At 68.0% G+C, this 15,122-nt stretch carries 13 protein-coding genes and 1 tRNA gene; 5 read left to right on the top strand and 9 right to left on the bottom strand.

Features of this window, described 5'->3' with window-relative positions; all coding sequences use genetic code 11:
• Positions 1 to 6: 6 nt before the first annotated feature.
• The 5 genes from J3P31_RS10525 to J3P31_RS10545 form a co-directional block, all read right to left on the bottom strand.
• Entirely contained in the window at positions 7 to 675 is a 669-nt protein-coding gene (locus tag J3P31_RS10525) for a hypothetical protein (RefSeq protein ID WP_210528405.1), read from the bottom strand.
• Positions 676 to 734: 59 nt separating this feature from the next.
• Positions 735 to 1,463, bottom strand: coding sequence for a hypothetical protein (locus tag J3P31_RS10530; protein WP_210528406.1), 729 nt, complete (start codon positions 1,461 to 1,463; stop codon positions 735 to 737).
• Positions 1,464 to 1,540: 77 nt separating this feature from the next.
• Positions 1,541 to 2,980, bottom strand: coding sequence for an NAD(P)-dependent oxidoreductase (locus J3P31_RS10535; RefSeq protein WP_210528407.1), 1,440 nt, complete (start codon positions 2,978 to 2,980; stop codon positions 1,541 to 1,543).
• Positions 2,981 to 3,138: 158 nt separating this feature from the next.
• Positions 3,139 to 3,945, bottom strand: coding sequence for an undecaprenyl-diphosphate phosphatase (locus J3P31_RS10540; protein ID WP_210528408.1), 807 nt, complete (start codon positions 3,943 to 3,945; stop codon positions 3,139 to 3,141).
• 31 nt (positions 3,946 to 3,976) lie between these two features.
• A complete protein-coding gene (locus tag J3P31_RS10545) occupies positions 3,977 to 4,957 on the bottom strand; it encodes a complex I NDUFA9 subunit family protein (protein WP_210528409.1) in 981 nt (326 codons plus the stop codon).
• 117 nt (positions 4,958 to 5,074) lie between these two features.
• Here J3P31_RS10545 and J3P31_RS10550 point away from each other — a divergent pair.
• Both J3P31_RS10550 and J3P31_RS10555 read left to right on the top strand, forming a co-directional pair.
• Positions 5,075 to 5,161, top strand: a tRNA-Leu gene (locus J3P31_RS10550).
• Between the two features lie 946 nt (positions 5,162 to 6,107).
• Positions 6,108 to 6,434 (top strand): hypothetical protein, encoded by a 327-nt coding sequence (locus J3P31_RS10555; protein ID WP_210528410.1) that lies wholly within the window; start codon positions 6,108 to 6,110, stop codon positions 6,432 to 6,434.
• 171 nt (positions 6,435 to 6,605) lie between these two features.
• Here J3P31_RS10555 and J3P31_RS10560 read toward each other — a convergent pair whose 3' ends face one another.
• Positions 6,606 to 7,289, bottom strand: coding sequence for a TetR/AcrR family transcriptional regulator (locus J3P31_RS10560; protein WP_210528411.1), 684 nt, complete (start codon positions 7,287 to 7,289; stop codon positions 6,606 to 6,608).
• Positions 7,290 to 7,632: 343 nt separating this feature from the next.
• On the opposite strand from J3P31_RS10560, the gene J3P31_RS10565 reads away from it, so the two are divergent.
• Positions 7,633 to 8,298 carry an outer membrane protein gene (locus J3P31_RS10565; protein ID WP_210528412.1) on the top strand — a complete coding sequence of 222 codons (666 nt, stop codon included), beginning with the start codon at positions 7,633 to 7,635 and terminating at the stop codon, positions 8,296 to 8,298.
• A 132-nt stretch (positions 8,299 to 8,430) separates the two neighbouring features.
• Here J3P31_RS10565 and J3P31_RS10570 read toward each other — a convergent pair whose 3' ends face one another.
• A complete protein-coding gene (locus J3P31_RS10570; RefSeq protein ID WP_210528413.1) occupies positions 8,431 to 9,087 on the bottom strand; it encodes a TetR/AcrR family transcriptional regulator in 657 nt (218 codons plus the stop codon).
• 167 nt (positions 9,088 to 9,254) lie between these two features.
• On the opposite strand from J3P31_RS10570, the gene J3P31_RS10575 reads away from it, so the two are divergent.
• Complete coding sequence (locus tag J3P31_RS10575) at positions 9,255 to 10,445, top strand: efflux RND transporter periplasmic adaptor subunit (RefSeq protein WP_210528414.1); 1,191 nt, start codon at positions 9,255 to 9,257, stop codon at positions 10,443 to 10,445.
• A 24-nt stretch (positions 10,446 to 10,469) separates the two neighbouring features.
• Complete coding sequence (locus J3P31_RS10580; protein ID WP_210528415.1) at positions 10,470 to 13,607, top strand: efflux RND transporter permease subunit; 3,138 nt, start codon at positions 10,470 to 10,472, stop codon at positions 13,605 to 13,607.
• 66 nt (positions 13,608 to 13,673) lie between these two features.
• Here the strand turns inward: J3P31_RS10580 and J3P31_RS10585 are convergent, their stop codons facing one another.
• Both J3P31_RS10585 and J3P31_RS10590 read right to left on the bottom strand, forming a co-directional pair.
• Positions 13,674 to 13,958 (bottom strand): hypothetical protein, encoded by a 285-nt coding sequence (locus tag J3P31_RS10585; RefSeq protein ID WP_210528416.1) that lies wholly within the window; start codon positions 13,956 to 13,958, stop codon positions 13,674 to 13,676.
• Between the two features lie 185 nt (positions 13,959 to 14,143).
• Positions 14,144 to 15,106 (bottom strand): aldo/keto reductase, encoded by a 963-nt coding sequence (locus J3P31_RS10590; protein WP_210528417.1) that lies wholly within the window; start codon positions 15,104 to 15,106, stop codon positions 14,144 to 14,146.
• Between the last annotated feature and the right edge of the window lie 16 nt (positions 15,107 to 15,122).

Consider the following 15,122-nt stretch of genomic DNA (forward strand, 5'->3'; position numbering starts at 1 on the left):
CTCCATCTACCCGTGGCATCCGATCAAAGGCTTTTCGGCCATGAAGCCCGGCTCTCCGGGGAAGATGAAGTCCATAGGCAAACCGCCCGAGACGACGACGGAGCCCGTCGGCCCGGTTTGGCTCGTCCGCCCCTGCAGCACGATCCCGAGTTGCTGGTCTATGAAGACCTCTGCCGCCGTGGTCCAGATCGGGCCGTTCTCGCCGTATTGGAGCTTGCTTTCTCCATGACCAGTAAGGAGGCTGCGCCCGTCGATCATAGTGGCTTCCCCGTCCAAGCGGACGAACCCGTCCAACCTTGAAGGACGCACTGGGGGATTGTTGTAAGGTTGCCCAGGTCCGTAGGTTGGCAAATCCAATGCAACCGTCTGGTCGAACCGGTCCTCGCCCCTGACCAAGAGGTTGCTGAGAGAGAACGGGTCGCGGTCTTCGAGGATGCTGTTGATGCCGGGACCTGAAAGACCGTAAGCGTTGGTCACGTCCCCGTCTGGCGAGAACACGACTCCCAGAGCGTCGTACGGCGCGGTCGACTCGTCCGAGTTCACATACATGATCCCAGCCGAGTTACGACCGAAGGTCTCGACTTTGCACCCTTCGTATTGAACGGTCAGGAAGGGCGGATACGCATCCCAGATGTTGACGTATATTTCACCGACTTCTTGAGCAGTGGTCGGCAAGGCAGTGCCTCCACCTACAGTAGCGACAGAGAGCGCGGCGAAGATCGACTCGGCCCGCATCAGCCGTGGCTTTCCGGAATCGGCGACATGAGCGGCGCGTCGTAGGACGACATCACCTCGTTGCAGCCGTGCTTGGGGCTGACCGACAGGAAGCCGGGCTCGCCGGGGAAGATGAACTCCACCGGGCTGTCATCCGTCTCTGTGACGTCCTCGCCGACGACGTTCGAGCTCTTGCCCGACAGGAACATTCGCCAGTCACGGCTGATGTACTCGTTCCCCGCGCTGCGCCAGACCTCGTTGCCCTGCCCGTCATAGGCCGTGATCTCGTACTCGGTCTGCTCGAGCGGCACGTCGTCGATCGTCACCGTCTTTCCGGTCAGCCGGTCCCGGCCCACGTACCGCGTGGAGCCGATCTCGGCCGAATTGGTCATGAAGTCGAAGCTGTCGGACTTGTTCGCGGTCAGCGCGTCGAAATCTGCGGGATCGGCCGGGCTCGGGGCCAGGATCTCGCTGTGGCCCGTCATGACGTGGTAGGACTCCATCCACTGCGTCTGCTGGTCGATGGCGCCGAAATAGGTGATGCCGCTCTCGTCCATGTCGACCCGGCGCTGCCAGCCCTCGGGATCGCCCTCGCAGCGGAAGTGATGCGACACCGTGCAGGACGCCATCTGGACGGTCAGATAGGCCGTGCAGCCCTGCGGCGGCTGGAAGGTGCGGCTGTCGGTCGACGTGTCCTGCGCAAAGGCAGGCCCGGCCAGGAGAAGCGGAAGGACGGCAAGGCAACGCATGGAGGATCCTCGGTTCGGGATGACCGGGCCATGAGGCCCGGCGTCGTGCGTCTTGTCGAGGGGACGATTGCCGCCCCTCACTCCGCCGCGACCGGCGTCGCCGTCGCGCTCTGGCCAAGGTAGCCCAGGATCGCCGCGGCCGCTTCCCGACCGTCCCGGATCGCCCAGACGACCAGCGAGGCCCCGCGCACGATGTCGCCTGCGGCGAACACTCCGTCGAGGCTCGTCCGACCGCTGCCGAACTCGGCCCGGACAGTGCCCCAGCGCGTCACCTCGAGGCCGGGCGTTCCCCAAAGCGACGGCAGGGGCTCGGGCTCAAAGCCCAGGGCCTTGACCACCAGGTCGGCGCCCTCGAGCACGACATCCCCCATCGGCTCGGGCGAGCGGCGGCCGGTGGCGTCCGGGGCACCCAGGCGCATCCGCTGGACGCGGACCCCGCTCACGGCGTTGCCCTCGAAGCCTTCGGGCGCGGAAAGCCACATGAACTCCACGCCCTCCTCCTCGGCGTTCGCGACCTCGCGCTGCGAGCCGGGCATGTTGGCCCGGTCGCGCCGGTATAGGCACTTCACCGACGAGGCGCCTTGCCGGATGGCGGTGCGCACGCAGTCCATCGCCGTATCGCCGCCGCCGATGACGACGACGCGCTTGCCGGAGGCGTCAAGCTCGCCCGAGTCGAACTCGCGCACCTCGTCGCCGAACTGCTTCTTGTTGGACGCGGTGAGATAGTCGATGGCCCGCACGACGCCCCGCGCCTCGGCGCCGTCCGCCTCGATCTCGCGGCTCCGATAGACGCCGGTGGCGATCAGCACGGCATCGTGGCGGCCCCGGATCGCATCAAAGGACAGGTCCTCGCCCACGTTGCAGTTCAGCACGAACTCCACGCCGCCGTCGCGCAGATGATCGATGCGCCGCATCACGACGTCCTTCTCGAGCTTGAAGCCCGGGATCCCGTAGGTCAGCAGGCCGCCAGCCCGGTCGTAGCGGTCATAGACCGTGACCTGCACGCCGACCCGACGCAGCGTGTCGGCACAGGCCAGCCCCGCCGGACCCGCGCCGATGATGCCGACGGACTCGGCACGTTCGTGCGCTGGACGGATGGGCTTGACCCAACCTTCGTTCCAGGCGTTGTCCGCGATGTAGCGCTCGACCGAGCCGATGGTGACGGTGCCATGGCCCGACTGCTCGATGACGCAGTTGCCTTCGCAAAGCCGGTCCTGGGGGCAGATGCGGCCCGTGAACTCGGGAAAGTTGTTGGCCGCCTGGGCGATCTCATAGGCTTCGAGAAGCCGCCCTTCGGCCGTCATCCGGAGCCAGTCCGGGATGTTGTGGTGCACCGGGCAATGCGACTGGCAATAGGGCACCCCGCATTGGGAGCACCGGCTGGCCTGTTCGGCCGCCTTGGGCTGCGCGAAGTCGCCGTAGATTTCGAGGAAGTCGTGACGACGATCGTCGGCCTGCCGCTTCTGGGGCATGTCGCGGCCGACGGTCACGAACTTGAGCATTTTCTCGACGGCCACGACGCATCCTCCTGACGCTGGGTCGGAGATGGCCATACGGCACGCAGCCCGGCAAGGCAAGTCAGCAATGCTGACCTAAACCGGATATTTTCTGACCCTTTGGCGAATAGAAAGGCTCCACTTACCTCTTATTTGGTCAGTGATACTGACCTTATATTTCAGAACCTCAATGAAAGAAGGATCAGCGCAACGGTTCCGACAACGATGCGCCACCAGCCGAAGACGCCGTAACCACGCCGGCTCACGAATCCCAGGAGCCCGCGGACCACGAGGAGGCCGCTCAGGAACGCGGCCGCAAAGCCGATCGCAATGAGCCCGACATCGTCGAAGCTCAGAACGTCGCGGTTCTTGTAAAGGTCGAAGGCCACGGCCCCGCCCATCGTCGGAAGCGACAGAAAGAAGGAAAACTCGGCTGCCGCGCGCTTGGAGACGCCGAGGAGCAAGGCCCCCACGATCGTGGAGCCGGAACGCGACACACCCGGCACGAGCGCCAGGCACTGGCAGAGACCGATGCCCAGCGCGGTCCCGAAGGGCAGGCGATCCGCCTCGTCGTAACGCGGACGCAGCGGCAGCCGGTCCACGAGGAGAAGCACGATCCCCCCCAGGATCAGCATGATTGCGATCAGGCGGGGCGTTTCGAAGAGAACGGTCTTGATGACGTCGTGGAGCGCCGCGCCCAGCACCGCCGCCGGCAGAAAGGCCAGGAGCACCGCCCCGATGAACCGCCGCGCCGCCGGGTCGCGGGGCGCAGAGCCGAAGACCCAGACGAGCTTTGCGAAGTAGGCGATGACGATGGCCAGCACGGCCCCGAGCTGGATCACCACCTCGAAGGTCTTGCCGCTGCTCTCGAAGCCCAGGAAGTGGCCGGCAAGCAGGAGATGGCCCGTCGATGACACGGGAATGAACTCGGTCGCTCCCTCGAGAAGCCCGAGGAAGACGGCCGTGACGGCCTCTGGCAGGGTCATGGGTCAGGTCCGATGAGAAGAGGGGCGCGCGTCAGCTGCGGAGGTTGCGCGCGGATTCCTTGAGAGCAGCATACTGGCCCGAGGGCCGGAAACGCCACAGGTAGTCGGGCAGGACCACGTCCATGGCCGTGGGCACGATGCCCAGCGCCTCGAGGCCACGCGCGCCCGCGGAGACGACGTTGTCGGTGCGCAGGGAGGCCACCTGATCGCGGGTGATCGGCGCCGGAGCCAGCCCGCCCGTCAGGGCCCGGCCGGTGTCGAAGACCGAACCCATGATTCCGCCCAGCCAGAACGGCAGGCCGATCACGAGCCTCCGGCGGCGGGTGATGTGGAGCATCTTGTCCATGAGCTCGCGGAAGGTCATGACCTCGGGCCCGCCCAGCTCATAGATGCCAGGGGCGGCCTGCCCGGTCGCCCCCATCGCCGCAGCCGCCGCCACGTCGTCCACCCAGACCGGCTGGAAATGCGTCCCGGCCCCGATGAGCGGCAGGATCGGTCCGCGCGCGGCCATGCTGGCGAAACGGTTGAAGAACGAGTCCTCGTGACCGAAGAGGATCGAAGGCCGCAGGATCACCGCATGCGGCATGGAGTCGAGCACCGCGGCTTCGCCTTCGGCCTTGGAGCGGGCGTATTCGCTGCCCCCTTCGGCCGAAGCGCCCAGCGCGGAGATGTGCACCATGCGACGCACGCCGAGTTCGAGGCAGATGCGGGCGATGCGGGCCGCGCCCTCCACATGCACGGCCTGGAAGGAGTTGCGGCCGCCCCGGTCGAAGGTGCCGACGCAGTTGATCGCCGCATCCGCGCCCTGAAGCGCCGCCCGCACCGATTCGTCGTCCCGGATGTTGCACGCCCAGGGAAGCACCTGGCCGACATGGCCATACATGCGGACGAAGCCTGCCCCGTCCGGGCGACGCACGGCGACGCGCACCCGCCAGCCGTCCTTGGCCATTCGCCGGGCGATGTAGCGCCCCAGGAAGCCCGAGCCCCCGAAGATCGTGACCAGCTTCGCCATGGGCATCCCCTTTTCCGTGTCGCAACGCATCTACCGCCGACAGAAAGCGCGAGCAAGCGCATCCGCCCCCTGTTGACACCCCTCGCCACTCCCCGTAAGACCCCGGCCACACCCCGTGCCCAGGTGGTGGAATTGGTAGACGCGCTGGTTTCAGGTACCAGTGTCCGAAAGGACGTGGAGGTTCGAGTCCTCTCCTGGGCACCACTCTTCCCCCGAAGATTGGCAGACGATCAGATCGCCCGGTGTCGGGCAGGTCTCTGGTCGCAGACAGGGCCGGATGACTGATGTGGCCTTGTTCCAAATGGTGCCGTGCCGCGCCTGTTGTCGGCCTTGGTCAGGTCAGTCATGCTTGGGAACGGCACTGTCTTCCTGATGCTCGCGTGCGTCGGCCGCCAGTCCGTGAGCACCTCGGGCTCCCGTCTGGCTGGCACAAATCCATCGGGCTTCGCGACGGTGGATCCTGAAGGTCCTTTGGCCTGAAGCCCAGCGTCTGGTGCCCTCTTTGGACGTTGGAGGTCAGGCGCTTTCGCAGGGGGCGGGCAGATAATCGCGCAGCAGTGCCAAGGCCAAGCCCGATCGTTGCCAGGTCATGGCATTGCAGGGTCGGTCCAGTCCCGACGGGGTTCGCCGGGATCGTGACCACCTGGCGGAGAGGTTGAGCTCAAGCCGCCTCCGAGGGTTGCCGAAGGTCGGTCGACGTTCCTGGATCACCGCGCGTTCTACTGCTTTGCCTCCTGCGTTGGGTGTGCAGGTCCGACCAGCTCAGCCCGTCAGGTCAGCTGCCGGTTGGGGCCGCACGCCGCATCAAGGAAAGCCGTCCGGCTTGGGCATTGAACGAGCCCCAGGGTGCAGGTCGATGGCCAACTCGATCCTACGCCGCTGAACGCGGCGCGGGCCGCATAGGATGCTTGGCAAGGCTCAGGGGGACGAAACGTCAGGCCGTTTGGGGCCCACCTGATGTGCAGGATCGCACATGTGCCAATTTCCTGAGGTTTTCAGTCGATCTTTGAGGGTGGTCACCCAATAGTATTCATTTTCATACTATGTCACCAGTTCCATCCTACTTGAGAGATCCACGCTGCTAGCAAAATCGATGTGGCGGAGGCGCTGCTCTCCCTGCGCTTCCGCCATATCCCTGAAAGGCACTATCATGACCAAGCTTCTTCCCCTTCTTGCCGCCGCCTTTGTCGCAACCGCAGGCGTGGCGTCGGCCAGCAGCTACTTCGGCTTCAACGAGGTGCAGAGCTCCAGCAATCTCATCCAACTGGGAACCGTGGTCTCCAGCGGCGCCGGCGTGGTCGAGGTCTACGATTACCGGACCGGACAAGAGGGTCGCCTGCTGGGCTCCCGCACGGTGCGGGCCGGTGCCAACACCGACGTGAAGATCTCGCTCGCCCCGGCCTACACCAGGGACGTCCTGGCCGTGCTGAAGGTCGATGGCGACGTGGTGGCGCAACAGGTCGTTCGCGTCCGCTGACAGCGACAGCGACAGCGACAGCGACAGCGACAGCGACAGCGACAGCGACAGCGACAGCGACAGCGACAGCGAAGTGAGGCACGCGCAGGCTGGTCTGCGCAACGGGGCGCCGGGGCGCCGGGACACCGGCGCCCCTTATGTCTGTTGGCCCGGCAGGCCGTCCAAGGCCGGTCAGTCCCTGAGGTTGAGGTCGGTCGACCGTGGAGCATGGGCTCGAAGGAAGAGGTCCACCCCCCGCACCACTCGGCTCCGGAGATCCTCGGGATCGATCCGCTCGACGATCCCATGTCGCAGGCGCTCGACCTCCGCCCGATGCCATAGGCCCGTCAGATCCTCGGCGGCAAGCCTGAGGTCGTCGGGGGCGATGGCCCCTTCCGCGGCGCCCTCGGCGATGAGCCGCGCCAGTTCGTCCAGAACACGGGCCGCCCCGAGTTCATAGACCTTGTGGGCCAGTTCGGGGCGACGCATCGATTCCATGCGGAAGAGAGCGGTCGAGGCGTTCAGCGCCGGGTCCGTCGAGCGTGCGACGAGCCGCAGCCCGAAGGCGATGAGCCGGTCCCGGAAGCTGCAGTCCGTGATGGCGCCGCCCCCGTCGGGGTCGGTGATGGCGCGAACCTCACGGGCGATGACGGCCTCGAACAGGCTCTCCTTGTCGGGGAAGCTCTTGTAGATGGTGCCCTTGGCCACCCCCGCCGTCGCGGCCACGCCTTCGATCGACAGCCCTTCGTAGCCGCGATGAAGGAACTGGTCCCGCGCCGCCGCGAGCACGGCCTCGCGTTTGGAGGGATCGACCGGTCGCCCACGCATTCGCCGGTGCGCCGGAGGGCCGTTGGACGGCTCATCGGGCATGGTCATGTCGAACTCCATGTTTCTGGGTTTCTGGCCCGGATCGGGTGCTGTCACGCCTTGGATAGCAGGCCGCACCAACCTGCGGGTGAATGATAACAGCCTGACAGGAAGAAGAAACTTGGGAACGGCCGCGTGGGCACACCCCTGCGGACCCGTCCGGATGGACAGGGTCGGCGCACCATCGCCCGAGGCTGTTGCAACATGAAATATTACTTGAACGCTATCGTTCAAGAAATGCGCTTCGGACACTTGTGGGCCCCGGCTGAGGCCTCTAACTAGGCTGCAGAGCGGATGAGACCCGCCCCGGCTGCCCAACGCGCGCAGCCGATCACCAAGAAAGGAATCGATCATGTCCCATCGCACCCGTGCGCTGGCTGCTGGCGCCCTGCTGTCCGCCGTCGCCGTTCCGGCCCTCGCGGGCGGCTTTGCCCCCGTGGTCGCTGAAACGCCGGTCGCCGCGCCGGCTCCGGTCGTCGTGACCGCCGCGCCCGCGCCCTCCGCCGACTGGAGCGGGTTCTACCTGGGTGGCCAGCTGTCCTATGGCCAGCTCGGCTACGAAGTTGACGACGGCATCACCGATGACGCCGACTTCGACGGCGCCGTGGGCGGCCTGCATGCCGGCTATATGCGCGACTTCGGGCGCATCGTCGCGGGCGCCGAGCTGGCCTACGACTGGGCCGACCTGGAAGCTGACGACGACAATGGCGCCACCTCGTACAACGCCGGCGCCGATCTCGAGGCCGTGGCCCGGGCGGGCGTCCGCGTGGGTTACGACGCGGGCCGCGTGCTCCCCTACGCGACCGCAGGCTACGCCAATGCGATGTTCTCCGACGAGCTGGCCAGCACCGGCGAGGACAACGCTGACGGCTACTACTTCGGCGGCGGCGTGGAATACGCCGTGAACGACCGCTTCAGCGTCGGCGGCGAGGTGCTGCGCCACGAGTTCGACCTCGATGACGACGACATCGACTCCGGCCTGACCACCGTGGGCGTCCGCGCCTCCTACCGGTTCTAAGCTGGACCAGGGGCGTCCGGCGGCTCCGGTCCGTCGGACGCATCCCGGCAAGCTGACGTCAGTCTTGGAACGCGGGCGGCCCGAACAGGGCTGCCCGCTTTTTGTATTCCGGCCCTTGGGCGACCTTCGGGCCTAGCGCAGCTCCGGGCAGGCGATGCCGCGGAGGAAGACCTCGATGGCCAGGTTGAACCTGGCCTGGACCGCCGGGTCGTCCGGCAACTCGCCAGGATCGATCAGCACTTCGAGCGGACTGGGGCGAATCATGTCGCTGAGCAGCGTCGCGGCCGCGCCCGTGTCCGCGATCCCGATCTCGCCCCGGGCAACCGCCCGGTCGAGTTCGGCGCGAATCAGAGCCTGGATCGCGCGCGGGCCCTCGTCCAGGAAGCTGCGCGCCATGTCCGGACGTTCCGGCGCTTCGGCGATCATCGCCCTGAGGATCGCGAGTGGCAGGTCGAAGGAGGTGGGGCAGGATCGGGGCGCGAGCAGGTGCCGCAGCCGCTCCTCGAGCGGGAGATGGAGAGCGGCCTCGTCCAGAGGCTGCACGAAGTCGCTCCGCAGCCGCTGGAGATAGGCGCCGAACAGCGCCGCCCGGTCGCTGAAGACGTCATACAGCGTGCGCTTGGACATGCCGGCCTGGCGGGCGACGGCGGCCATGGTCGTGCCGCTCATGCCTGCCGCCCGGAACACCTCGCCCAGGGCGTCGAGGATGCGCTCGCGGCGCTGCTCGGGGCAAAGTGCGACAGGACGCCCCCGTCGGGGTCGAGCAGGTTCGTCCGCGACGTCGGTCACGCGCGCCTCCTTTTCCGGCAGTGCCCGTTTCTCGGCCAGATATCAGCGGGACAGGTCGGCATCCACTTGCATCCCGGGAAGTCCCGCGTTTATGAAACCGCTGGGTTCCATATTCCAACTCCGGGTCGCCGCACAAGCCGCCCGATTTCATTCGGGAGCGTTGATCCATGTCTGTCATCGGTCGGACGATCGGTCTTGCGGCAGCCGCGCTGCTGGGGTGCGGCGGGGCGGCCGTCTCGGCCCAGGACGCCCCGCCGCCGCCTGCGGTGACCGTCGTGACGCTGCAGCCGCAGACCGTCACGCTGACCTCCACGCTTCCCGGACGCGTGGTGCCCTCGGCCTCGGCCGAGGTGCGCCCGCAGGTGGCGGGCATCATCACCGAGCGGCGGTTCCAGGAAGGGAGCCGCGTGGAGGCGGGCGACGTCCTCTACACCATCGATCCCACCACGTATCAGGCCGCGCTGGCCCAGGCCGAAGCGTCGGTCGCCCAGGCCCAGGCCCAGCTCGGCGCCGCCCAGCGCGAGGCCGGGCGGGTCCAGGAGCTGGCCGCGCGGGCCGTGGCCAGCCAGCAGGTCGTCGATGAGGCCACCGCCGCCCGGGACGCCGCCGAGGCCGCGCTTCAGGTCGCGCAGGCGCAGCAGCTGTCGGCGCGCATCGAGCTCGAGCGCACCACGATCAAGGCGCCCATCTCGGGCGAGATCGGGCTGTCCCTGACCAGCCAGGGCGCGCTGGTGACGGCGAGCCAGGCCGATCCGCTGACGGTCATCCGCCAGATCGATCCGGTCTATGTGGACGTCACGCAGTCGGCGGCCGAGCTCCTGGCCTGGCGGCGCGGTCAGGCCGAGGCCGACCTGGGCACGGCCGACCGCACGGTCCGCCTCATCCTCGCCGATGGCACCGAGTTCGAGCACACCGGCGAGCTGACCGCCGCCGAGCCCCATGTCGACGAGCAGACCGGCGTCGTGGTCCTGCGGATGGAGTTCCCGAATCCCGAGCTCCTGCTGCTGCCAGGGATGTATGTCCAGGTCGAGATGCCGACCGGAACCGCCGACGACGTGTTCCTGATCCCGCAGGAGGGCGTCAGCCGCGACCGCCGGGGCCGTCCGACCGCCTGGGTGGTCAACGCCGACAACGTCGTCGAGGAACGGCAGCTCACCGTGCTGGAGGATCGCGGCTCGGACTGGGTGGTGAGCGAAGGCCTCGAGGCCGGGTCCCGCGTGATCGTGGCGGGACTGCAGAAGACCGCGCCCGGCGCGACCGTGGCCCCCGAGGAGCAGCAGCCGCCGGCAGACGCGGCCGCGGAGGCCACCCCTACCGCCGAGTCCGAGCTCGCCTCGGGCGAAGCCGCCGCCGACTGACGCCATCCGCACGGGAGAGCCGCCATGGCCCGCTTCTTCATCGACCGCCCCGTCTTTGCGTGGGTGATCTCGATCCTCATCATGGGCGTCGGGCTGCTGGCCGTGCTGACCCTTCCGGTCGCGCAGTATCCGCAGATCGCGCCGCCCTCCGTGTCCATCCGGGCCGTCTACCCCGGCGCCTCGGCCGAGACGGTGGGCAACACCGTCACCCAGGTCATCGAGCAGCAGATGACCGGCCTTGATGGGCTGCGCTACATCTCCTCGAACTCGACCTCGGCGGGCAGCGCGACGATCACCCTGACCTTCGAGACGGGCACCGACCCCGACATCGCGCAGGTGCAGGTGCAGAACAAGCTGGCGCAGGCCACGCCGCTCCTGCCGGAGCCGGTGCAGCGTCAGGGCGTGAGCGTGCAGAAGTCGGCGGCGGGCTTCCTCATGGTGGTGTCGCTCATCTCCGACACTGGCACCTACGAGGAGGTGGACCTGGCCGACTACATGGTCACCAACCTCGTGGACGAGCTCAGCCGGGTGGAGGGCGTGGGCAGCGTCCAGGTGTTCGGCGGCCAGTACGCCATGCGGATCTGGCTCGATCCGTCCAAGCTCGCCGCCTTCAACCTCACCCCCGCCGATGTCGTCGCCGCGGTCTCCGAGGAGAACGCCCAGATCTCGGCCGGGGCCTTCGGCACGAGGCCGGCGCTCGAGGGCCAGCAGCTCAACGCCACGATCACCGCCCAGTCGCTCCTGCAGACGCCCGAGGACTTCCGCCAGATCGTGCTCCGCGCCGAGACGGGGGGCGGGCTCGTGCTGCTGGGCGACGTGGCCCGGGTCGAGATCGGGGCGCAGAACTACGAGTTCATCTCGCGCTACAACGGCGCGCCTTCGGCGGGCATGGCCATCAGCCTGGCGCCCGGGGCCAACGCGCTCGACACCTCCGAGGCGGTCAAGGAACGGCTGGCGGAGTTCGCCCAGTTCTTCCCGGAGGGCATCGAATACGTCATCCCCTACGACACGACGCCGTTCGTCGAGATCTCGATCGAGGAAGTGGTGCGCACCCTCTTCGAGGCCATCGGGCTCGTGTTCCTGGTGATGCTCCTGTTCCTGCAGAACCTGCGCGCCACGCTGATCCCGACGCTGGCCGTTCCGGTCGTCCTCCTGGGGACCTTCGGGGTGCTTGCCGCGGCAGGCTTCTCGATCAACACGCTGACCATGCTGGCCATGGTGCTGGCGATCGGCCTCCTCGTCGATGACGCCATCGTGGTGGTCGAGAACGTGGAGCGCGTGATGCAGGAGGAGGGCCTTGGCCCGCTGGAGGCCACGCGCCGTTCCATGGACCAGATCACCGGCGCCCTCATCGGCATCGCGCTGGTGCTGTCGGCGGTGTTCGTGCCGATGGCATTCTTCGGCGGCTCGACGGGCGTCATCTACCAGCAGTTCGCGATCACCATCGTTTCGGCCATGGCGCTGTCGGTCGTGGTGGCCCTGACGCTGACGCCGGCGCTCTGCGCCACGCTGCTCAAGAACACCGGGCATGCCAAGACGCGCGGCCCCTTCGGCCTGTTCAACCGCGGCTTCGACCGGGTGCTGGGCGGGTATGTCCGCAGCGTGGGCTGGATCGTGCGCCGTCCCGTGCGGGTGGGCCTCGTCTATGTCGCGCTGGCCGTGGCGATGGGGTTCCTGTTCCTGCGCACGCCCACGGGCTTCCTGCCCGAGGAGGACCAGGGCATCCTCTTCACCATGGTCCAGGCTCCGACCGGGGCGACCGCGGATCGCACGCTCGATGTCGTGGAGCAGATCGAGGACTACTTCCTCGAACAGGAAAGCGCGGCGGTGGAATCGGTCTTCGGCGTCGTCGGCTTCGGCTTTGCCGGACAAGGCCAGAACATGGGCCTGGCCTTCGTCAAGCTGAAGGACTGGGCCGACCGCGACGATCCGGCCCTCAGCGCGCAGGCGGTGGCGGGCCGGGCCTTCGGCGCGCTCAGCCAGATCCGCGACGCCTTCGTCTTCCCGGTGGTTCCGCCTTCGGTGATCGAGCTTGGCAACGTTTCGGGCTTCGACTTCTACCTGCAGGCCCGGGGGGGCCAGACGCACGAGCAGCTGCTCGACGCCCGCAACCAGCTCCTGGGGATGGCGGCGCAAAGCCCCCTCATCGCCTCGGCGCGGCCCAACGGCTTGGAGGACGCGGCCCAGTTCAACATCGACATCGACTGGCGCAAGGCCGGCGCCATGGGCATCTCGGCCACCGACATCGGCAACCTGCTGTCGGTCGCCTGGGCGGGACGCTACGTCAACGACTTCCTCGACCAGGGCCGCATCAAGCGGGTCTATATCCAGGGCGAAGCGGGCTCCCGCGCCGCGCCCTCGGATCTGGAGCAATGGCGGGTCCGAAACGCCTCGGGCGGGCTCGTCCCCTTCTCCAACTTCGCGGAAGGCTCCTGGTCCCAAGGGGCGCAGGGGATCAGCCGCTACAACGGCGTGCCCTCGATGCAGATTCAGGGCTCGCCCGCGCCGGGCGTGACCACCGGCGAAGCCATGGCCGAGATGGAACGCCTGGCGGCCCAGCTTCCTGGGGGCTTCGGCATCTCCTGGACGGGCCTCTCGCTCGAAGAGCGGGAATCGGGCAGTCAGGCTCCGCTCCTTTACGTGCTCTCGCTCGCGGCGGTGTTCCTGTCGCTCGCGGCCTTGTACGAAAGCTGGAGCATTCCGTTCGCGGTGATGCTGGCCATGCCGATCGGCGTGCTGGGCGCGCTGCTGGGGGCCTGGCTCGGCGGCTTCGAGAACGGGGTCTTCTTCCAGGTAGGCCTGCTGACCGTGATCGGCCTCACCGGCAAGAACGCCATCCTGATCGTAGAGTTCGCGCGCGAACGACAGGAAGCGGGTGAGTCGCTGTTCGACGCCGTCAGGGAGGCCGCGCGCCAGAGGTTCAGGCCCATCGTGATGACCTCGATGGCCTTTTCCCTGGGCGTGCTGCCGCTGGTGCTCAGCCATGGAGCGGGCTCGGGCGGGCGCACCGCCATCGGCTCGGGCGTGCTGGGCGGGACGATCTCGGCCACGGTGCTGGGCGTGCTCTTCGTGCCGCTCTTCTATGTGATCGTTGCGCGCATCTTCCGCCGCCGGGGAACGCCACCCGTTCGGGATGCGGCCGCGCAGGCCCCGTCCGCCTGATCCCGCGAAGGGTGGCCCGGGCGATGTCCCGGGCCGCCCCCGCCAGCCCGCTGCGGCTCCGACGCGTCAGTCGTCCGAGACAGCGCCGGCCGGTCTCAGGATGGCCCAGCCCAGCTCCAGCAAAAGCAGCCCGACCGGGACCGCCGCGAACAGCTCGGACGGCGGAACGCCAAGGCCCTGCGCCAGGATGGCGAGGATCAGCAGGCCGCCCGCCAGCGCGGCGCGCACACAGAACTCGTAGAAGAGCCCCACCGCCGTGAGCGGCCGGCCCGAGCCGGTCGCCCCCAGGACCATCCCGGACGGAAGAGCCACCGCCAGGATGAGGCAGGTGTAAAGATTGGTCTGGATCATGTTTCGCGCCGGAAAGCCCTGAGCTTCATCCGGCGCGGTCTAAGCCGGCATCTCGGCAGGAATGCGGCAGGCAACGGACGCCCTCTGCACCAAGAGCGCCCTTCATCGCCGGCCGGCAGCGAAGCAGGCCGACGAAGCCCAGGCCCCCGCGGCCGGCCGTGTCGCCGAAAGGCCGGCCTGTTCCCTCAGCCGGGCTTGTAGTCGCGGGTGGCCTCCGGGTCCTCGGTCGAGGCGGGCAGCGAGGCCAGCTCCTCCCACAGGGCCTCCGGGATCTCGGTGGCGGCCCAGTCCAGCGTCTCGGACACGCGCTCGGGCTTGGACACGCCCACGATGGTCGAGGCGATCCGCGGGTCCCGCATGGAGAACTGCAACGCCGCCGCCCCCACCGGGATCCCGTGACGCGCACAGGTCGCCTCGATCCGGCGCACGGGCTCGAGAGCCTCCTCGCTCGCCTCCTGGTAGGTGATCCGCGGCATCACCGCGCTTCCCTTGGCCAGCACCCCGCTGGCGTAGGGTGCCGCGTTGAAGATCGTGATGCCCTTGGCCCGAGCCTCGTCGAACATGGCATCCGCCGCCCGGTTCAGGAGCGTGTAGCGGTTGTGGCTGATGAGCACGTCGAAGGGCCAGTCGCGCAGGATGGGCAGCATCAGGTCCACCGGCCCCATGGCCAGGCCGACCGCCTGGGCGAGCCCCTCCTCCTTCATGCGGAACAGCTCATCGAGGGCGCCGCCGGTTCCGGTGATCTCGCCCAGGTCGCGGGCGTGCTCGGGGTCGTGCAGGTGAAGGACCTGGATCCGGTCGAGCCCCAGTCGCTCCAGGCTTTCTTCAACGGACCGGCGCGCCCGGGCAGCGTCGAAGCGGCCGGTGTCCATGTCGCGATCAAGCTTGGTGGAAATCACGAAGCCGTCGGGCAGGCCGCCCCGCTCGCGGATCGCGGCGCCGATGCGCTGCTCGCTCCGCCCCATGCCATAGTTGTTGGACGCATCGAGGACGTTCACCGGCCCGTCGAAGATCGCGTGCAGGGTGGCGCGGGCCCGCTCCTCGCCGACTTCGTAGCCGTAGGTGTCGGGCATGTTGCCCAGGCCCGAGGTGCCGAAGCAGATCTCGGTCACTTCAAGCCCGGTCTGTCCGAGGGGGCGGCGTTTCATGAGGCGGCTCCTTGCT

This window comes from Rubellimicrobium arenae, assembly GCF_017916275.1.
Classification (GTDB): Bacteria; Pseudomonadota; Alphaproteobacteria; order Rhodobacterales; family Rhodobacteraceae; genus Rubellimicrobium; species Rubellimicrobium arenae.